The following is an 18,857-nucleotide window of genomic DNA, read 5'->3' on the forward strand; positions in this document are numbered from 1 at the left end:
CCGGTCGGGACCGCCATTTTTACATAAAGGCTCGGTAGCTCAGTCGGTAGAGCAGAGGACTGAAAATCCTCGTGTCGGCGGTTCGATTCCGTCCCGAGCCACCATTTTGAAATAGCAAGCCGGCTTAGCTCAATTGGTAGAGCAACTGACTTGTAATCAGTAGGTTGGGGGTTCAAGTCCTCTAGCCGGCACCACTTTCAAAATGAGCCATTAGCTCAGTTGGTAGAGCATCTGACTTTTAATCAGAGGGTCGAAGGTTCGAGTCCTTCATGGCTCACCATTTATTTTATAGTTTTATGCGGGTGTAGTTTAGTGGTAAAACAAGAGCCTTCCAAGCTCTGGTCGAGAGTTCGATTCTCTTCACCCGCTTTTCCATTGGGGGCCTATAGCTCAGCTGGTTAGAGCGCACGCCTGATAAGCGTGAGGTCGATGGTTCGAGTCCATTTAGGCCCACCATTATTCCGCAGTAGCTCAGTGGTAGAGCTATCGGCTGTTAACCGATCGGTCGTAGGTTCGAGTCCTACCTGCGGAGCCATATTATATAGAGAAGTACCCAAGTGGCTCAAGGGGCTCCCCTGCTAAGGGAGTAGATCGCTAACGCGGTGCGAGGGTTCGAATCCCTTCTTCTCTGCCAGAAATTGGCCCGTTGGTCAAGTGGTTAAGACACCGCCCTTTCACGGCGGTAACACGGGTTCGAATCCCGTACGGGTCATACTCAAAGAGATAGCATAATCTGCTATCTCTTTTTTTATTTTCAAGGCTCTGAAATCCCATTAGCAAGTAATAGTAAAAAAATAATAATGGATAGCAGTATAAAAAATATGCCATTAGATATAATACTGAAAATCATTATACTAGCATTTTTTGTCTTGATTCCTAAAACGAAAGCAACTATAAAGCCAATATCTATTATCGTTAATAGAATGATGCTAATCCGTAAATCGGTATTTGGATATAATTTTGTGGTTACAAAAACTAGTAGTGTAGCGATAAGTAAAGAAATAGTCCAAATAATAGGCTTAGCTACTTTTTTACTTTCTTGAATGTTATTCTCCATACTATCACCTCTTTCCACTTTCCTAAATTATACATAATATTTCCGTTTAATTACATGCTGAATTAAGAAGGACAAAGCTAGTGAATTTGTTTGGATATAATGAATAAGCCAAATGTGAACAGAACAGAGCATACAGTTTAAAATAGAAAAGGTTCGATCCTTCTAGAAATAGGTGGCCATTGGCAGTGAAAGGTACTAAAATGATAAAATTACAGTAAAAGAAATGACAGATGAAAAAGAGAGAGCAACGGAATATGAAAAAATTGAAGAGATAATTATACAGGCCTTGCGTAACAGAAAGATAATCTTTTAATTATAACAAATCATATATTTTAATATGGAAGCACGCTATAGGAGTGATAATATGGATTTTGAAACCTTGTATCGAACGTTTCAGCCCTTGGTTTACTCTGTTGCATATCGCCTACTTGGCTCTGTTAGTGATGCGGAGGATGTGGCGCAGGATATACTCATGAAAAGTCACCATATAGAACAAGAGCAAATTAGAAATATGAAATCCTACTTAATTAAAATGACAACAAACCATTGTTTGAATATACTACAATCTGCTCGAAAAAAAAGAGAAATATATACAGGGGAATGGCTTCCTGAGCCGGAGGTAGGTACGGAGAAATTAACACCCATGGAGGTATTACTTCAAACCGAAAGTATATCCTACGCGTTCCTAGTACTGTTAGAGAATTTAACACCTGTTGAAAGAGCTGTATTTGTTTTAAGAGAGGCTTTTAGGTACGATTACCGGGAGATCGCTGAGATTCTAAATAAATCAGAGGCAAATTGCCGAAAGATTTACAGTCGTTGCAAAGAGAAAATAAGGCATGAAGTACCGGTACACCCGCAGCAATCGGATCATACAGAAAAGATGATACATACTTTTCTCAAAGGCTCTGAAACAGGGGATTTTGAGGAATTCATTCATTTGCTGACAGTAGATGCAACCCTGATCACCGATGGAGGTGGTAAAGTGCGTGCAGCTATATTTCCGATTTTGGGCAAACAGCGTATTCAGATATTCCTGGAGGCTATTGTTTCAAGAGGATTCTTCCAATTGGAGATTCTCCCAACTATAATAAATGGTCAATTTGGTATTTTAGCAAGGAATAAAGGCCGTGTAGAGAAAGTCATATGTTTTGAATGGGATGAAAGTGGAGAATCAATTAGAAGAATCTACATTGTAGTCAATCCTGATAAATTGAAGCATATTGCAGTTTTATAGTATTTAGTAAAAAAGAGATTTTTTAAATCTCTTTTTTATTTTGTCACAAAACCAAAAGCTAATTTGTCTTATAAGTGACGGGATATAAAAGGGGTGTTATGTATACTTTTTTATTAGAACTGCTGTCATGAACTAAAATATTTCATGATAGATCCGTGATATGAAAGGGTCTATAAAAGATCGTATTAAATATTCTGATGTCAAAGTATAAACTAATTTTATTTTATGGAGGGAACTATACAATGGAAACAAGGTTTATAATGGGAAAGGTAAATCCAGAGGGTTATAAGGCAATGGCGGGATTAGAAAAATATTTGATGACTACAAGTATTGATGAGACATTGAAAGAGCTAATTAAAATCCGGGCTTCTCAAATCAACGGATGTGCGTATTGCATTGATCTCCATACGAAGGATGCACGCAAATTAGGGGAAACAGAGCAGCGTATTTATGCGCTTAATGCTTGGCGTGAGACACCGTTCTTTACAGAGGCAGAGCGTGCTGTGCTTGCTTTAACGGAAGCAATTACACTAGTAGCGGAAACCCATGTTCCTGATGAAGTATATGAGGAAGTAAGAAAATACTTTGAAGAAAAGCAAGTTGCTGAAATTATAATGCAGATTGTTGCTATTAACGCATGGAATCGGATTGGAGTTGCTACTCGTTTAATACCGGAAAGCAGATAAGATATTGAGAGGTAATATAGGCGGTAGAGATGTTGTTCTATCATTAATGAGATTATAAAGTGAAACTTTAATCAGTGGGGGGTCTTCATCCCCCACTGATNNCTAGCCGCTAGAGCTGGACAGTGCTCCCGCTGAATTTTGAGGTGGGAGTATTACTGCCCGTTACTGCGGGATAAAAAATAATTCAAAAGCTATTCTTTCTAGCGATATTGCCGAAAGGATAGCTTTTTTCTTTTAGTTATAAAGAAATTTTACCTGAATGGATGTAAGAGAATAACAAACAAATTATGATAAAAAGGATTTCACAATCTAAAGAAAAGGCTTTCATTGTGATTGATTTCATACTTGCTATAATAACTTTCTCCTATCTGTGAAAAAGTTCACAAATAGGTCATAATTTGTGAATGAATTCACAATGATTCGTGCTACAATATGAATGTAAGGAAGTTAAACAACATTAAATTAGTACTTTAATTAATTACTTAAAAAATGATAATAATAAATGTGAACAATAGAGAGGGGAAATTACCATGAAAAAAGGTATCAATCGTGTAGTATTAGTAGGAACAGGAGCTGTAGGTTGTAGTTACGCTTACTCAATGATCAACCAAGGTGTAGCTGAAGAATTTGTACTTGTTGACGTAAATGAAGCAAAAGCAGAAGGAGAAGCAATGGATTTAAGCCATGCGGTACCATTCTCTCCAGCACCAACAAAAGTATGGAGCGGTAGTTATGCAGATTGTAAAGATGCAGATATTGTTTGTATCACTGCTGGTTTACCACAAAAGCCAGGCGAAACTCGCTTAGACTTAGTTGAAAAAAATGCAAAAATCTTTAAACAAATTGTTCGTAGCATTATGGATAGTGGATTTGATGGCATTTTCTTAATCGCAACTAACCCAGTTGACATCTTAACTTACGTAACTTGGAAAGAATCTGGATTACCAAAAGAACGCGTAATTGGTTCTGGTACAACTCTTGACTCTGCTCGTTTCCGCTATATGCTAGGTGACTACTTAGATGTAGATCCACGTAACGTTCATGCATACATCATTGGTGAGCACGGTGATACTGAGCTTCCAGTATGGAGCCATGCGACTGTAGGTGTCCAAAAACTAGAAACAATTTTAGCGAACAACGAACAATACAACCAAGATGATTTAGATAAAATCTTTGTAAATGTACGTGACGCAGCTTACCACATTATCGAGCGTAAAGGTGCAACTTACTACGGAATCGGTATGTCACTACTTCGTGTAACAAAAGCAATCTTAAACAACGAAAACAGTGTGCTAACTGTATCTGCATATCTAGAAGGTCAATACGGTGAGAAAGACGCTTATGTAGGTGTTCCAGCTGTTATTAACCGCGAAGGTGTACGTGAAATTGTTGAGCTTGAATTAAACGAAGAAGAAAAAGCGAAATTCGCTCACTCTGTAAAAGTATTAAAAGAAACAATGGCACCAGTACTGTAATAGAATTGATAAATGATTCAGAAGCGGGAAACTGCTTCCGGCTTCTGAATTTTTATATAAAATAATATAAATTCCTTTTTCAGTTCCCTTGTATATCCCCTAAATATACCCCTTTTGCTGGAAAAGGGTCGTTTATAGAAAAAAGCACTCTATTTCCCATAGAGTGCTTTTTATATACTTTATTTTTAGGTGTTAGCCCCAATTTCTTTAAAATATCTGCTAAAGTACTGCCGCTAGATTTTTCAAGTGGCTTTTGGTTCTTGGAAGCATTTGGTCCTTTTTTCAGGAAATTCTTCTCGACAGAAAACTCCCAACTCAAAGAATGGATAGGACATGACCCCATGGGTAGGTGGGAGATGAATAACGGTTAGGGAAATCTCTATTTTAGATATTGAAATAGAGTGTTTACCAATGGGAGATGTGAATATTTTTTGTGTTTTTTTACAGATTCTGCGAGTGGAATTTTAATAAAGCGCTTTCAATGAATATTCGTCAAAATTCGATATATTTTACTATAAATTAAAATATTACCTGTAATTTCCACGAAAAAACGTATATTTATTTAAAAATACACAAGGATATTTCAGTTTTCTAGCGAATGTTTACAAAGTGTTAAAAATTCTGTCATCTTAGTGAGGTGAACATATTGAGTGTAACAAATTGTATAGAAGAGAGTTTGTATGAGTTTCATACGAAGAAATGTTATGGGAGTTATAACATATTTGGCGCGCATCTTACAGTAGATGGGGAAATACAAGGCGTACGATTTACAGTATGGGCTCCTCATGCGAAAGCGCTGAGTGTAGTTGGAGATTTTAATGATTGGGATGTTGCAAAACATCGGATGATACAAATGACAGAGAAGGGTATTTGGTCATTGTTTATACCACATTTGGAGGAGAATGAAATATATAAGTATGCGATTGAAACCAAAGGTGGAGAAACAATTTTAAAAGCAGATCCCTATGCAACCTATGCAGAAGTAAGACCAAATACGGCATCTGTTATTTCGGATATAAAGGGATATGAATGGAACGATAAAAATTGGTTCCGTAAGAAAAAGCGAAAATCAATTTATAAGGAAGCTATGGCGGTTTATGAGTTGCATTTTGGCTCATGGAAAAAGAAAGAAGATGGTTCTCTGTACTCGTATCGAGAAATGGCAGAGGAACTCATTCCTTATGTGGTAGAAAATCAATTTACTCACATTGAAATTATGCCGCTCGTTGAACATCCGTATGATCGATCTTGGGGATATCAGGGAACAGGGTATTATGCAGTGACAAGTCGGTTTGGTACACCGCATGATTTCATGTATTTTGTCGATGAATGTCATAAATATGGAATCGGTGTCATTTTAGATTGGGTGCCAGGGCATTTTTGTAAGGATGCTCATGGTTTGTATTTATTTGATGGGACACCGACCTATGAATATAAAGATTTAGATGTGCAGGAAAATCAGGTTTGGGGAACAGTAAATTTTGATTTAGGAAAACAGGAAGTGCGAAATTTTTTAATTTCAAATGCATTGTTTTGGATGAAGTATTACCACATCGATGGTTTTCGTGTTGATGCGGTTGCAAACATGTTGTATTGGGAAAAAGAAGGCAAACAGCAAAGTAATGAATATGCGGTTTCCTTTTTACGAGAGTTAAATGAGGCAGTATTTGCAGAGGATGAAGACTTTCTGATGACTGCGGAGGATTCGACAGCTTGGCCACTTGTGACCGCGCCGACGTATGAAGGCGGACTTGGTTTTAATTATAAGTGGAACATGGGCTGGATGAATGATGTGCTGAAATATATGGAGTGTGCACCGGAGTACCGGAAATATATTCATGAGAAAATGACGTTTTCTTTGTTATATGCTTACTCTGAAAACTTTATATTACCGCTTTCTCACGATGAGGTCGTTCACGGGAAAAAATCATTGTTAAATAAAATGCCAGGAGATTATTGGGAAAAGTTTGCGCAGCTTCGTTTATTATACGGATATTTCTTTACGCATCCAGGGAAGAAATTGCTCTTTATGGGCGGGGAATTTGGCCAGTTTGATGAATGGAAAGATCTTGAGGATCTAGATTGGAATCTGCATGATTTTGAAATGCATCGTTCTATGCATGATTACTTTAAAGAACTCATAGCATTGTATAAGCGCTCTAAGCCACTTTGGCAGTTGGATCATTCGCAGGAAGGATTTCAGTGGATTGATGCTAATAATAACGAACAAAGTATTTTCTCGTTTATTCGTAAAGGGGATAAGGACGAAGAGATACTGGTCGTTGTATGTAATTTTACGAACAGTGTGTACGAGAATTATAAAGTGGGTGTACCAGAATACCAATATTATAACGAAATTTTAAATAGCGATGATGCGATATACGGTGGCTCAGGACAGGTGAATAAAAAACGGCTGAAGACAATAAAGGAGCCGTATCATAATCAGGCAGCTCATGTAGAAATAACAATTCCACCATTTGGCGTATCCATTTTACGACCAGTGAAAACGAGAAAGGGGAGTAAAAAACAAGATGGTTCAAAAGCAGACGTGCGTAGCAATGTTACTAGCAGGAGGAAAGGGTAGTCGTTTAAGTGCTTTAACAAAAAACTTAGCAAAACCAGCTGTTCCATTTGGCGGCAAGTATCGAATTATTGATTTCACGTTAAGTAATTGTGCAAATTCTGGTATTGAAACGGTTGGGATTTTAACGCAGTATCAACCGTTAGAACTTCATAATTACATCGGTATCGGCAATGCGTGGGATTTAGACCGTGTCAATGGAGGGGTGACAGTATTACCTCCTTATGCAGAGTCTTCTGGAGTGAAATGGTATACGGGGACAGCGAGTGCTATTTATCAAAATTTAAACTTCTTGCATCAGTATGATCCAGAATACGTTCTGATTTTATCAGGAGATCATATTTACAAAATGGATTATAGTAAAATGCTAGACTACCATATTGAAAAAGAAGCAGATGTTTCGATTTCTGTTATTGAAGTACCATGGGATGAAGCGAACCGTTTTGGCATTATGAATACGAATGAGGAAATGGAAATTGTAGAGTTTGAGGAAAAACCGCAGTTTCCGAAAAGTAATTTAGCTTCAATGGGAATTTATATTTTTAATTGGGCTATTTTAAAGGAATATTTAGAGATGGATGCACGAAATCCAGACTCTAGTAATGATTTTGGGAAAGATGTACTGCCACTTTTATTGGACGAAGGAAAGAAATTAATTGCTTATCCATTCCAAGGATATTGGAAAGATGTTGGAACGGTCAAAAGTTTATGGGAAGCCAATATGGACTTGCTTCGTGATGAGTCTTTATTGCACTTAAATGATCGTGATTGGCGCGTATACTCAGTTAACCCGAATGAGCCACCACAATTTATAGCTGAGGATGCTAAGGTAGAAGAATCACTAATAAATGAAGGATGCGTTATTGAGGGAGAGGTTAAGCATTCCGTTTTATTCCAAGGTGTAATAGTAGGAGAAGGAAGTCAGGTAATTGATTCAGTTGTTATGCCAGGGGCCCGAATTGGGAAAAATGTTGTGATTGAAAAAGCGATTGTTGGATCAGGCATGGTGATTGAGGATAACACGATTATTCGATCAGAAAAAAATGTAGACGATATCGTATTAATTGCAGAAGGAAAATAGACAAAGGGGATGAAATGAATGGGAGAATCAATGTTAGGAATTATTAATGCAACAGGAAGCTTTCCTTCTTTAAAGAAAGTAACAGGACATCGTTCACTAGCTGTACTACCATTTGGAGGACGTTATCGTCTCATTGATTTCATGCTTTCGAATATGGTTAATTCTCATATTCATAGTGTAGCGATTTTTACGAGTCATAAAAATCGTTCCTTAATGGATCATCTCGGATCAGGAAAACAATGGGATTTAGATAGAAAACGTGACGGCTTATTTTTATTTCCTCCTAATTGCCAATGTGATCAAGATGAGTTTGGTTCCTTCGCTCATTTTAGACGACATATCGACTACTTTACGCGTAGCAGACAAGAGTATGTTGTCATTACCAACAGTCACCTTGTTACAGCAATAAACTTTCAAGCAGTATTAGAAAGACATATACATACAGAGGCAGATATTACCGAAGTGTGCCATAAAGGAAGATCCTTGCAAACTTATGTACTTAAGAAACAGCTGTTATTAGACTTATTTGAAACGTATAAAGATATGGAACACTACAGTTTATTTGATGTTGTTAGAGAAAAACAGGGAGAATCATTGTACATTGGAACATATGAACATACGGGATATGTAGCAGTGGTTGATTCGATTGAAAGTTATTATAAGCATAGTTTAGAAATTTTGCAGCCATCGATTTGGAAGCAGTTATTTACGAAAGAAGCACCGATTTTTACAAAAGTAAAAGATGAGCCGCCAACGCGATATTTGAAAGACGCTAAGGTGAAAAATACAATGATTGCAAATGGAAGTATTATTGCAGGGAAAGTTGAAAACAGTGTTGTATTTCGTTCGGTTAAGGTTGGAAAAGGTTCAGTAATTCGAAATAGTATTATTATGCAAAAGAGCCAAATTGGAGATAACTGTATATTAGACGGTGTTATTATTGATAAAGATGTTAAGATTGAGGATGGCGTGGTTTTAACAGGAACACCTGATAATCCACATGTTGTGGAAAAGGGGAGTACCCAAAGTCAAAATGTTACTAGTTATTCTTGAGAATTAAAAACTGAAAAAACCTTCTTTTTAGGTGGAAGAGAGAATCCGGCGATGGATAGAAGCGGTCAGTGCCTATTTTGGCCTCATGCCGAGTTAAAACCAAAGGGAGGAAACGAGTGGGGAACTTCTTTTGGTTTTATAGCCGGAATTTCTATGTAGGAAAATCGAAATAGAGCTTATATAGCCAGTGAAATTGGATTCACTGGCTCATCATGATATGAATTTAAAATTTGAAGGGAGGAAGCTGTAAGAAGGGCGGCCCAAGATGTACACGCTTTTCAGACAGTGGAACGACACGTGAATATTTTATTTGCAGTATCAGAATGCGTACCGTTTATTAAATCAGGAGGCTTAGCAGATGTGGCGGGGGCACTTCCAAAAGAATTGAAAAAATTAGGGGTCAACGTCCGCATTATACTTCCAAATTACAGTCTTATCCCTAAGCATTTACGAGAAGCATGTACGCTTCATAAGGTAATCAATGTTCAGCTTGGTTGGCGAAACCAGTATTGCGGGATTTTAAAAGGCGAGCAAGATGGGATTACGTATTATTTAATCGATAATGAATATTATTTTAAGAGGGATTCTTTATATGGGCATTATGATGATGGAGAACGTTTTTCTTTCTTCTCTAAAGCGGTTTTAGAATGTATGCCGCACTTAGATTTTGAAGTGGATATTCTTCATAGTCACGATTGGCATACGGCGATGGCGAATTTTTTACTACGTGAAAAGTATAAGGACAACCCGTTATATCAACATATTAAAACGGTGTATACGATCCATAATTTGCAGTTCCAAGGCGTCTTTCCTCGTGAAGTTATGCACGATTTACTGGAACTTGGTGATGAATATTTTCATAGTGAACAGCTCGAGTTTTATGGGAACGTTAACTTTATGAAAGGCGGCATTATCGCTTCAGATCGTATTACAGCTGTTAGTCCGACATATAAGGAAGAGATACAATACGAATTTTTTGGTGAAAAACTAGATGGTTTGTTACGTAAATATAATGATAAGCTCTACGGAATTGTAAATGGTATTGATGCGACTGTATATAATCCGAAAACGGACTCATTTATTACTGCGCAGTATGATGCCGAGTCACTCTGTGATAAACAAGATAATAAACGTGCATTGCAACGCTATTTTGGTTTGCCAGAAAAAGAAGATACACCAATTATTTCAATGGTAACAAGATTAACAAAGCAAAAAGGTCTCGACTTAGTACGCACGGTTTTTCATGAAATGATGGAAGAGGATGTACAATGCATCATTTTAGGATCAGGAGATTCTGAGTATGAGCAGTTTTTCGAGTGGATGGCATATGAATATCCTGAAAAAGTAAAAGTGTATATTGGTTTTAATGAAGAGTTAGCACATCAAGTATATGCAGGTAGTGATTTGTTTTTAATGCCATCATTATTTGAACCGTGTGGACTTGGACAGCTCATTGCACTGGCGTATGGTGTCATTCCAATTGTAAGAGAAACCGGTGGCTTGAATGATACAGTTCAGTCTTATAACGAGAAGCTGGAGACTGGAAATGGCTTCAGTTTTAGAAATTTTAATGCTCATGACATGTTACATACAGTTCGTCGTGCGCTGAAGTACTATCATGATAAACCGGTATGGGATCAGCTTGTAAAACAGGCGATGACAGAAGATTATAGCTGGAAAAAGTCGGCTCTTGCATACAAAGAATTATATAAAAGTTTGCTGAAACACTCTTAGGTGGTGAGAAGATGTTTACTCATGTTGAAAGCTTTAAAGTAGCTTTTTTAGAAAAATTAGAAACGATGTATGGGAAAAGTTTCAAAGATTCTACGAGTCGTGACCAATATAATACACTTGGTCATATGGTACGTGAGTATATGAATCAGCACTGGATTGCAACGAATGAAAAGTATCGTGCAGGGAATCAAAAGCAGGTGTATTACTTATCTATTGAGTTTTTACTTGGCCGTTTGCTTGGTAGTAACTTACTAAATTTAGGTATACGTGATGTATGCGAACAAGGTCTTTCAGAACTTGGAATTTCATTGAAAGAATTAGAAGAAAGTGAAGCGGATGCAGGGCTTGGTAATGGCGGGCTTGGTCGCCTTGCAGCCTGTTTCCTTGATTCATTGGCATCTTTAAATCTTCCTGGCCATGGATGTGGTATTCGTTACAAGCATGGATTATTTGATCAGAAAATTGTCGATGGATATCAAGTTGAGTTGCCTGAACAGTGGCTTCGTCATGAAAATGTATGGGAAGTTAGAAGACATGATCAAGCGGTGGAAGTGAGCTATTTCGGACAAGTGGAGGCTGTGAAAATCAATGACCGTCTAGAATTTCGTCATACGAATGCAGAAGTTATTATGGCGGTTCCTTATGATCTTCCGGTTGTTGGATATGAGACAGATACTGTGAATACACTCCGGCTCTGGAATGCAGAACCAGTTCCTTTCCCGCAAAACTGTAAAGATATATTGAAATATAAACGTGAAACAGAAGCGGTATCGGAATTTTTATATCCAGATGATACACATGATGAAGGGAAAATATTACGGTTAAAACAACAGTATTTTCTTGTATCTGCAAGCTTACAAAACATTATTCGTATGCATAGAGAGAGAAATGGAACGCTTCGCAATTTACATGAGAAAATTGCAATTCACATCAATGATACACACCCAGTCCTTGCGATTCCAGAACTCATGCGTATTTTACTAGATGAAGAAAAGCTCTCTTGGGAAGAAGCGTGGGATATTACGACTCAGACGATTTCGTATACGAACCATACGACATTGTCAGAAGCGCTTGAGAAATGGCCAATTCGTATCTTTAAACCACTATTACCACGGATTTATATGATTATTGACGAGATTAATGAAAGGTTTTGTCACGAACTATGGGGGCGCTATCCATATGACTGGAAGCGAATTGAAGATATGGCGATTATTGCGCATAACCTTGTTAAAATGGCGCATTTAGCAATTGTCGGAAGTCACAGTGTAAATGGCGTTGCAAAAATTCATACGGAAATTTTAAAACAACGTGAAATGAGATTGTTTTATGAATTTTACCCAGAGAAGTTTAATAATAAAACAAATGGAATCGCCCATAGGCGCTGGCTTCTAAAAGCAAACCCACAACTTACGAATCTTATTTCAGAAGCAATTGGAGAAGAATGGAAGAAGCGTCCTGAAGGATTACAGTTGCTGCAAGATTACCGATATGACACTGCTTTTCAAGATCAATTGCAAGGTGTAAAACAAGAGCGTAAACATATTTTAGCAGAGCGTATCCGCAACACAATGGGGATTCTTGTTGATCCAAGTTCTATTTTTGATGTACAAGTGAAACGATTGCACGCTTATAAAAGGCAATTATTAAATGTGTTACATATTTTATATTTGTACAATCGTTTGAAAGAAGATTCTAGCTTTTCATTTTATCCGCGTACATTTATTTTTGGTGCGAAAGCATCACCAGGCTATTATTATGCGAAAAAGATTATTAAATTAATAAATGAACTTGCTAGAAAAGTAAATAGCGATCCATATGTGAGTCAATATATGAAAATTATCTTTCTAGAAAACTATCGCGTTTCCTTAGCGGAAGATATATTCCCAGCAGCAGATGTGAGTGAGCAAATTTCAACAGCGAGTAAAGAAGCATCAGGAACAGGAAATATGAAATTTATGATGAATGGTGCAATTACGCTCGGAACGTTGGATGGAGCTAATATTGAAATTAGGGAAAAAGTAGGGGATGAAGCCTGTTTTATCTTTGGCTTAACAGCGGAAGAAGTGCTTCATTACTACCAAAATGGTGGCTATCGTGCAAATGATTATTACCACCATAATATGCACATAAAAAAAGTAGTGGATCAACTCGTAAACGGCTTTTTCGAGAATGCTGGAGCTGAATTTGAAGCAATCTATGATTCTCTTGTCATTCAAAATGATGAGTACTTTGTTCTTCGTGATTTTAGTCCGTATGCAGAGCGTCAAGAAGATGTGGGAAGAGCATACGAAAACAGAAGAAAGTGGCTAGAGATGTCGATCATTAACATTGCGCAATCTGGGCATTTTGCGAGTGACCGGACGATCATGCAGTATAGTAATGAAATTTGGGGTATTGGTGATAGAGTTAAGCTTTCGTGAGTTGAAGGTATAAACTTAAAAACTTTTCTTTTTAGGTGAGAGAGAGGATCCGGCCTTGCGTAGAAGCGGTCAGATCCTTTTTTAGTCCATGCCAAGTGAAGACAGAAGGAGAAAACGAGTGAAGGTCACTTTTTTCCTCCATAGCAGCGACTTATATGCCTAAAAATCAAAATGAATGTATAGAAATAATATAGAGTCCCTTGTGAAGATTTGGAGGGGCTTTTATTTGTGAATTGGAGAATATAAAAATAAGTACGGTATTTTAGTATTGGATTCTTTTTATCCAGCACTAACGGGCAGTAATACTCCTACCTCAAAATCCGGTGGGAGCAAAGAAGTTAGGTGGGAGATAAACTGCCCGTAAAGGCCCGATTGGTTCAACTAATAATCAGTGAGGGGTGAGAAAAATCCCCCACTGATTAAAGTTTCACTTTATTATGAAAAAAGTGGATAAAGTAATTATGAATCGAGGTGGAAGTATGCAAAATAGCTATGAACGTCCGAAATTAGAAGCAAAGCGTCTGCTACTAACAAAATTAGATATGTCTCATTTAGACGATTTATTTGAAGTTTATTCAAATCCTCAAACGACTACATATGTACCTCGAAATGTACACAAAAATAAAGAAGAGACTCGTAGTTTATTAGAAAAGATGATGGAAACGACAGACGAAAGTAAATCTTTTATATGGTCCGTTATTTATAAGGGGAATCAAAAAGTGATTGGAACCTGTGGTATATGGGTATTACCGAACAATAGTGCTTCTTTAGGAGCGGTTATCAGTCCGTTATATTGGGGAAAGGGCTTCATTGTTGAAGCTTTAGAAAAGCTCATAAAGTTTGGTTTTCAGGAGTTAAGTTTGAATCGTATTGAAGGAAGATGTGATGTGAAAAATATAGCGTCTGAACGAGTGATGCAAAAGTTAAAGATGACCTATGAAGGAACATTGAGACAAAGTGTGCAAATTAATGAGAGATATTGTGATTCTAAGGTGTATTCTCTTTTGAAACAAGAATATGATAGCTCCCGGTAAAATCAAAAAGCTTGGAAGTTTCCAAGCTTTTTGATTATTTCACTATAGAGATATAGGGCGTCACCGAATACAGCATACCAGTCCCGCCATATTCCTCCGTAGCAAAGTATGAAAATGTAAAGAAACCCGTAGCTGCAAATAATAGAACAAGAAAAAGTGCAAAGAAATATTTTAGCATGTATGGTCCCCTCATCCGAAATTAGTTACATATATTATTATAATATACCATCATTATATTTCCAAATGTTTCCTTTTTAAAAATGAGAAGTCAGACATGTTTTGTATGTTGTCATAGCGTGATTGTTGGTGATAGATTTTGTATTTTTCGTAAATGTTAAATTGTGATGAACATGTGCGTACTCCCATTCTTGGTCATTAAAGTTCACTTTATGCGGGGGGAGAAGCGGGACGACATCAAATAAATTAACAAAGCGAAAGCTGCTTGCTACTTGCATTTTATAGTAGTTTCGAAAAGTAATATCGCCAACTTTGGGAGAAGCAAAGTTATAGAGTCCATATTGTGCAAACGCAGTGTTTACTCGTGCGTCTAATATATGTAGTGTGGCAAGTGCTCCGCCTAAGCTATGTCCTGTGGCGAGCAGTTTTTTATGTGACGGCAAAGAGACGAGCATATCCATAATCGTGTCACGGCACGATTCATAAATAGAGAGAAAGCCATTATGGACGTTCCCACTGTTTAATGCGTATGGATAAGGTTTTTGGTTCACAAGTGAATCAATCAGCCACTCAGGATCTGTTTGTGTTCCTCGAAAGGCAACAATGATGGTATCTTCAGATTCTAATATGAAGCCAAACCATTCGGTTGTTTGAATGACCTTTGCTTGAAACCCTTGTACATATTGAAAATTATCAGGTATTTGAAAAACACCATTTTGTTTATATTGATCATATGTTAACTCGCAGCAAGAAGCTAACAATATGGCAGTATCTTTATCAAAGGATAAAGGAGCACGCATGAAGGAAGCCCTCCTCAAGAAGAAGTAATAGTTCAATATATGAGTAGGGATGAGGAATCATTCTTTGAGAGGCGAAAGTGTAATGGAGTATTATATGATTCAAAACGGTATGTACAGTCCTACAAGGGAAAAAGATAGGTGAAAAAACAATCGCTACGTCTTATGACGTAGCGATTTGAACTTTATTCTTTACCATCTAATAGGCGACCAAGTCCTCCTAAAACGCTACCTTCCCCGCTACTTTGAGCTGCAGGGTTTGTAAGACGTGCTGCTAAACGGCTTAATGTTAAGGATTGAAGCCAAACTGTTCCAGGTCCTTCTAATGTTGCGAAGAATAAACCTTCTCCGCCGAATAGAGCAGTTTTTACGTTTCCTACAAATTGAATATCGTAGTCAACATCTCTTGTCATGGCAACGAGACAACCTGTATCGATACGTAATCTTTCGCCAGGCTTTAGTTCGCGTTTATAAACTGTTCCACCTGCATGCATGAAAGCAAGGCCATCGCCTTCAAGCTTTTGCATAATAAATCCTTCTCCACCGAAGAAACCACTGCCGATTTTTTTCGTGAATTCAATTCCGATAGAAACACCTTTTGCAGCGCAAAGGAATGCATCCTTCTGACAAACTACTTTTCCTTGATATTCTCTTAAATCAACTGGAACGATTTTTCCAGGATAAGGTGCTGCAAATGAGACGTGACGTTTGCCATGACCTGTATTGGTAAATACAGTCATAAACATACTTTCACCTGTAACAAGACGCTTTCCAGCTCCCATTAGTTTTCCAAATAGGCCGCCTGATTTTCCTGCACCGTCGCCGAAGATTGTTTCCATGTCAATGTGGTCTTCCATCATCATCATTGCGCCAGCTTCTGCGATAACGCTTTCCTCTGGATCTAATTCAATTTCAACAAACTGCATATCATCGCCGTATAATTTATACTCAATTTCATGTGCTTTCATTATCTTCACCTCGTATATAGTGGATACTAATATTGTACAGAAATTCAAGAGATTAGAAAACTATCGTTTTGTTAATTTTCAAACAAAATTATTTTTGCTGCTTTAGCATACAAGTTGCTGTTCATGAAAAGAAAAAAGAATTTGCCCGCTTTTATGAAAGGCTGGATGATCTTCGCTTCTTAGCAAGAAAGAGCTTCTATGAGTTTTTCAATTTTGTATGTGTATAGTTTACATATTTTGTGAGGATTTTAAAAAATATGAGGAAAATGCTAAAATGAAAGTGTTCTCATTTGACGTTTTTGATAGAGCGTGATATAGTGAAATCACTATTGAGCTACATAATGTGGTACGGAAATAAAGCGTGTTTAATTCAAGGCATTAGGTCTGAGATACATTCATGTCCTTTATATCCACCTTTTCATGTGGATTCATAGTTTCATTTTTATTTAGGAGGTACATGACATGCAAACAGGTAAAGTTAAATGGTTTAACAGCGAAAAAGGTTTCGGTTTCATCGAAGTTGAAGGTGGAGACGATGTATTCGTACATTTCTCAGCTATCCAAGGCGACGGCTTCAAAACTTTAGAAGAAGGTCAAGAAGTTTCTTTCGAAATCGTTGAAGGTAACCGTGGACCACAAGCTGCTAACGTTACAAAAAACTAATTAGCTAGCGAGAAAAAAGCATTCCGAAATTCGGAATGCTTTTTTTATGCCTTCGAACTAGACTCATCTGAAGATAATTCTCCCTTATAAGTACGTTCTTCAAAATCATCTAGCATTTGCTCATATTCCTCATGCTCTTCTGTCGCATAAACTTGCGGGTTCTTGCCATACATATCTGTCCCGATGAAGTTTTCAAAGTCCTCTACATATCCAATTGGTTCTTCTCCCTCTACATACATTTCGTTATAATTTTTTGAGTCGCGACGTTCTAGGTCGGACGGTGTTTCGGATGTTCCGTATGAAGCGACGTCTTGCCAAGCATCTTCAGCATCGTATCCAACAGCGCTGTCCATATCATATTTGCCAAATGGTGGCTCTATTACTTCTTCTTCAATAGGGCGCGCATTCATGTTTAATTTATTCGTTGTATGTTCAATACAAGTTGTAGCAGTGGGCATTGCTTCTAATCGTTCTAGCGGAATTTCTTCCCCAGACACTTCACAAACTCCGTATGTGCCGGCTTCAATTTTTTGCAGGGCATGCTTTGTATCTTGCAACTGCTTATTCCATAATTCAATTAGTCCGAAATCTTTTTCTCGTTCATATAATTCTGTAGCCATGTCGCCAGGGTGGTTATCATAAGCTGATAATTCTCCAACAGATTCCCGTTCAGAGGCACGATCTTCATTTTCATGATTGTGAAGTGTTTGTTCTAGTTCTTGTTGCTGCTGCTCTAACATGGATTTAAAATGATTAATTTGTTGTGGAGTTAACATAGTATCCACCTTCCTACATTTCGGTTTCTTTATGTAGTATGAGCCGGATTGCGGGAAATATGAGGAGGAATTTAGGGAGGTAGTGGTGTCGAATCGCCGATATATTTTGAAAATGAAAAAGGGGGGCTGCCTAGCAGCTCCCTTCCTTATAGGAAATACCCAAGTAGTAGGCCGATTCCCATTAAAAATCCAAAGATTGTATTTGTTTTTGCAGTTGCGACCATTGCAGGCGCCATTTCCATTGGAATGCTTTTGCCGATAAATCCTTTTGTCGCTTTAAATGCTTTCGGCGCACTGAGGAAAACGATCAGCATCCATGGAGATACGATTCCAACAATGATTAGAGCAATCGTCCAAATGTAGGACACGATAAACATAGATGCAAGGACACCAATTGCATTTTCACGTCCAACGATAATAGCTAATGTGTTACGACCATTTTCTTTATCTCCATCTAAATCACGAATGTTGTTGGAAAGTAAAATTGCTCCGATTAAAATCGAATTTGGAATAGATACTAAAATAATTTCTGATGTTACAGTTCCTGTTTGGATGAAAAATGAAATTCCAATAATAATAACACCCATAAATAATCCAGCTGTTAATTCACCAAAAGGTGTATAAGCAATTGGAATTGGACCACCCGTATAAAGGTAGGCAACGGCCATACAAACAAGACCAATTGCAGCGAGCCACCAGCTAGAGTTCATACAAATATAAACGCCTAATAGCATCGCGATACCGAAAAATCCAAATGCTAAGTTCAGTACGGTTTTTGGCGGAATCCCGTCGCGGACAATTGCACCACCAATACCAACTGAACCTTCATGATCTAATCCTCTTTTATAATCAAAGTATTCGTTAAACATGTTTGTTGCTGCTTGAATGAGAAGACAAGCGAGAAGCATGATAAAGAAAAGAGGGAGATGTATTTGGTTAATACCCCCTACTTGCATGGCATATGCTGTTCCGATAAAAACAGGAACGAAAGCAGCTGTTAATGTATGAGGACGTAGTAAACTCCACCAAATGCGCCAACCGGTTTGTTTACTTGGTTTTGGCGGCATAGGAGAGGAGTTTGTTTCCATTTTTATTTCCATGTTGAATCCTCCTTTGTC

General features: G+C 37.7%; 16 protein-coding genes, 8 tRNA genes and 1 pseudogene. 18 read left to right on the forward strand and 7 right to left on the reverse strand.

All coding sequences use genetic code 11. The features are described from left to right. The first annotated feature begins 28 nt into the window (after nt 1–28). The 8 genes from CN373_RS13015 to CN373_RS13050 all read left to right on the forward strand — a co-directional run bounded on the left by CN373_RS13015 (nt 29) and on the right by CN373_RS13050 (nt 712). Nucleotides 29–104: transfer RNA gene (locus tag CN373_RS13015), tRNA-Phe, on the forward strand. A 14-nt stretch (nt 105–118) separates the two neighbouring features. Then, nucleotides 119–194: transfer RNA gene (locus CN373_RS13020), tRNA-Thr, on the forward strand. Nucleotides 195–204: 10 nt separating this feature from the next. Further along, nucleotides 205–280 (forward strand) — tRNA-Lys (locus CN373_RS13025). Between the two features lie 18 nt (nt 281–298). Beyond that, nucleotides 299–369, forward strand: a tRNA-Gly gene (locus CN373_RS13030). 10 nt (nt 370–379) lie between these two features. Beyond that, nucleotides 380–456 (forward strand) — tRNA-Ile (locus tag CN373_RS13035). 4 nt (nt 457–460) lie between these two features. Further along, nucleotides 461–535: transfer RNA gene (locus tag CN373_RS13040), tRNA-Asn, on the forward strand. A gap of 8 nt (nt 536–543) precedes the next feature. Then, a tRNA-Ser gene (locus CN373_RS13045) sits at nt 544–634 on the forward strand. Between the two features lie 6 nt (nt 635–640). Then, nucleotides 641–712, forward strand: a tRNA-Glu gene (locus CN373_RS13050). Nucleotides 713–754: 42 nt separating this feature from the next. Here the strand turns inward: CN373_RS13050 and CN373_RS13055 are convergent. Beyond that, on the reverse strand, nt 755–1,057 hold the full coding sequence (locus CN373_RS13055; RefSeq protein ID WP_000429751.1) for a hypothetical protein: 303 nt from the start codon (nt 1,055–1,057) through the stop codon (nt 755–757). Nucleotides 1,058–1,421: 364 nt separating this feature from the next. On the opposite strand from CN373_RS13055, the gene CN373_RS13060 reads away from it, so the two are divergent. The 3 genes from CN373_RS13060 to CN373_RS13070 all read left to right on the forward strand — a co-directional run bounded on the left by CN373_RS13060 (nt 1,422) and on the right by CN373_RS13070 (nt 4,455). Then, complete coding sequence (locus CN373_RS13060) at nt 1,422–2,294, forward strand: RNA polymerase sigma-70 factor (protein WP_098359486.1); 873 nt, start codon at nt 1,422–1,424, stop codon at nt 2,292–2,294. A gap of 242 nt (nt 2,295–2,536) precedes the next feature. Next, a complete protein-coding gene (locus CN373_RS13065) occupies nt 2,537–2,980 on the forward strand; it encodes a carboxymuconolactone decarboxylase family protein (RefSeq protein WP_000449991.1) in 444 nt (147 codons plus the stop codon). Nucleotides 2,981–3,510: 530 nt separating this feature from the next. Beyond that, nucleotides 3,511–4,455: an L-lactate dehydrogenase gene (locus tag CN373_RS13070; protein WP_000715334.1), complete on the forward strand. Its 945-nt coding sequence runs from the start codon at nt 3,511–3,513 to the stop codon at nt 4,453–4,455. Nucleotides 4,456–4,639: 184 nt separating this feature from the next. Here the strand turns inward: CN373_RS13070 and CN373_RS26180 are convergent. Beyond that, a pseudogene (locus CN373_RS26180) lies at nt 4,640–4,756 on the reverse strand (serine peptidase); the annotation flags it as partial. 345 nt (nt 4,757–5,101) lie between these two features. On the opposite strand from CN373_RS26180, the gene glgB reads away from it, so the two are divergent. From glgB to CN373_RS13110, 6 genes are all read left to right on the forward strand, one after another. Beyond that, entirely contained in the window at nt 5,102–7,039 is a 1,938-nt protein-coding gene (gene glgB / locus CN373_RS13080; RefSeq protein WP_000117509.1) for a 1,4-alpha-glucan branching protein GlgB, read from the forward strand. Continuing rightward, complete coding sequence (locus CN373_RS13085; RefSeq protein WP_000250295.1) at nt 6,987–8,117, forward strand: glucose-1-phosphate adenylyltransferase; 1,131 nt, start codon at nt 6,987–6,989, stop codon at nt 8,115–8,117. Before glgB ends, CN373_RS13085 begins: the two co-directional genes overlap by 53 nt. A gap of 18 nt (nt 8,118–8,135) precedes the next feature. Next, complete coding sequence (locus CN373_RS13090; protein ID WP_098359487.1) at nt 8,136–9,170, forward strand: sugar phosphate nucleotidyltransferase; 1,035 nt, start codon at nt 8,136–8,138, stop codon at nt 9,168–9,170. 297 nt (nt 9,171–9,467) lie between these two features. Further along, nucleotides 9,468–10,904, forward strand: a complete 1,437-nt coding sequence (gene glgA, locus CN373_RS13095) for a glycogen synthase GlgA (RefSeq protein ID WP_002058249.1) — start codon at nt 9,468–9,470, stop codon at nt 10,902–10,904. 11 nt (nt 10,905–10,915) lie between these two features. Beyond that, complete coding sequence (locus CN373_RS13100; protein ID WP_000494114.1) at nt 10,916–13,324, forward strand: glycogen/starch/alpha-glucan phosphorylase; 2,409 nt, start codon at nt 10,916–10,918, stop codon at nt 13,322–13,324. A 479-nt stretch (nt 13,325–13,803) separates the two neighbouring features. Next, entirely contained in the window at nt 13,804–14,358 is a 555-nt protein-coding gene (locus CN373_RS13110) for a GNAT family N-acetyltransferase (protein ID WP_001181657.1), read from the forward strand. 34 nt (nt 14,359–14,392) lie between these two features. On the opposite strand, the gene CN373_RS25570 is transcribed toward CN373_RS13110, so the two are convergent. The 3 genes from CN373_RS25570 to CN373_RS13125 form a co-directional block, all read right to left on the reverse strand. Then, nucleotides 14,393–14,536: a hypothetical protein gene (locus CN373_RS25570; RefSeq protein ID WP_000922350.1), complete on the reverse strand. Its 144-nt coding sequence runs from the start codon at nt 14,534–14,536 to the stop codon at nt 14,393–14,395. A 76-nt stretch (nt 14,537–14,612) separates the two neighbouring features. Beyond that, a complete protein-coding gene (locus tag CN373_RS13120; protein WP_098359488.1) occupies nt 14,613–15,335 on the reverse strand; it encodes a lipase family protein in 723 nt (240 codons plus the stop codon). Between the two features lie 182 nt (nt 15,336–15,517). Continuing rightward, on the reverse strand, nt 15,518–16,300 hold the full coding sequence (locus tag CN373_RS13125) for a TIGR00266 family protein (protein WP_000643601.1): 783 nt from the start codon (nt 16,298–16,300) through the stop codon (nt 15,518–15,520). Between the two features lie 462 nt (nt 16,301–16,762). On the opposite strand from CN373_RS13125, the gene cspD reads away from it, so the two are divergent. Beyond that, on the forward strand, nt 16,763–16,963 hold the full coding sequence (cspD, locus tag CN373_RS13130; RefSeq protein WP_001193054.1) for a cold-shock protein CspD: 201 nt from the start codon (nt 16,763–16,765) through the stop codon (nt 16,961–16,963). Nucleotides 16,964–17,007: 44 nt separating this feature from the next. Here the strand turns inward: cspD and CN373_RS13135 are convergent, their stop codons facing one another. Beyond that, nucleotides 17,008–17,739 (reverse strand): yteA family sporulation protein, encoded by a 732-nt coding sequence (locus CN373_RS13135; protein WP_000957357.1) that lies wholly within the window; start codon nt 17,737–17,739, stop codon nt 17,008–17,010. Between the two features lie 146 nt (nt 17,740–17,885). Beyond that, nucleotides 17,886–18,839: a 1,4-dihydroxy-2-naphthoate polyprenyltransferase gene (locus CN373_RS13140; protein ID WP_000403591.1), complete on the reverse strand. Its 954-nt coding sequence runs from the start codon at nt 18,837–18,839 to the stop codon at nt 17,886–17,888. Between the last annotated feature and the right edge of the window lie 18 nt (nt 18,840–18,857).

It is taken from the genome of Bacillus cereus (assembly GCF_002561295.1).
GTDB classification, from domain to species: Bacteria; Bacillota; Bacilli; order Bacillales; family Bacillaceae_G; genus Bacillus_A; species Bacillus_A cereus_S.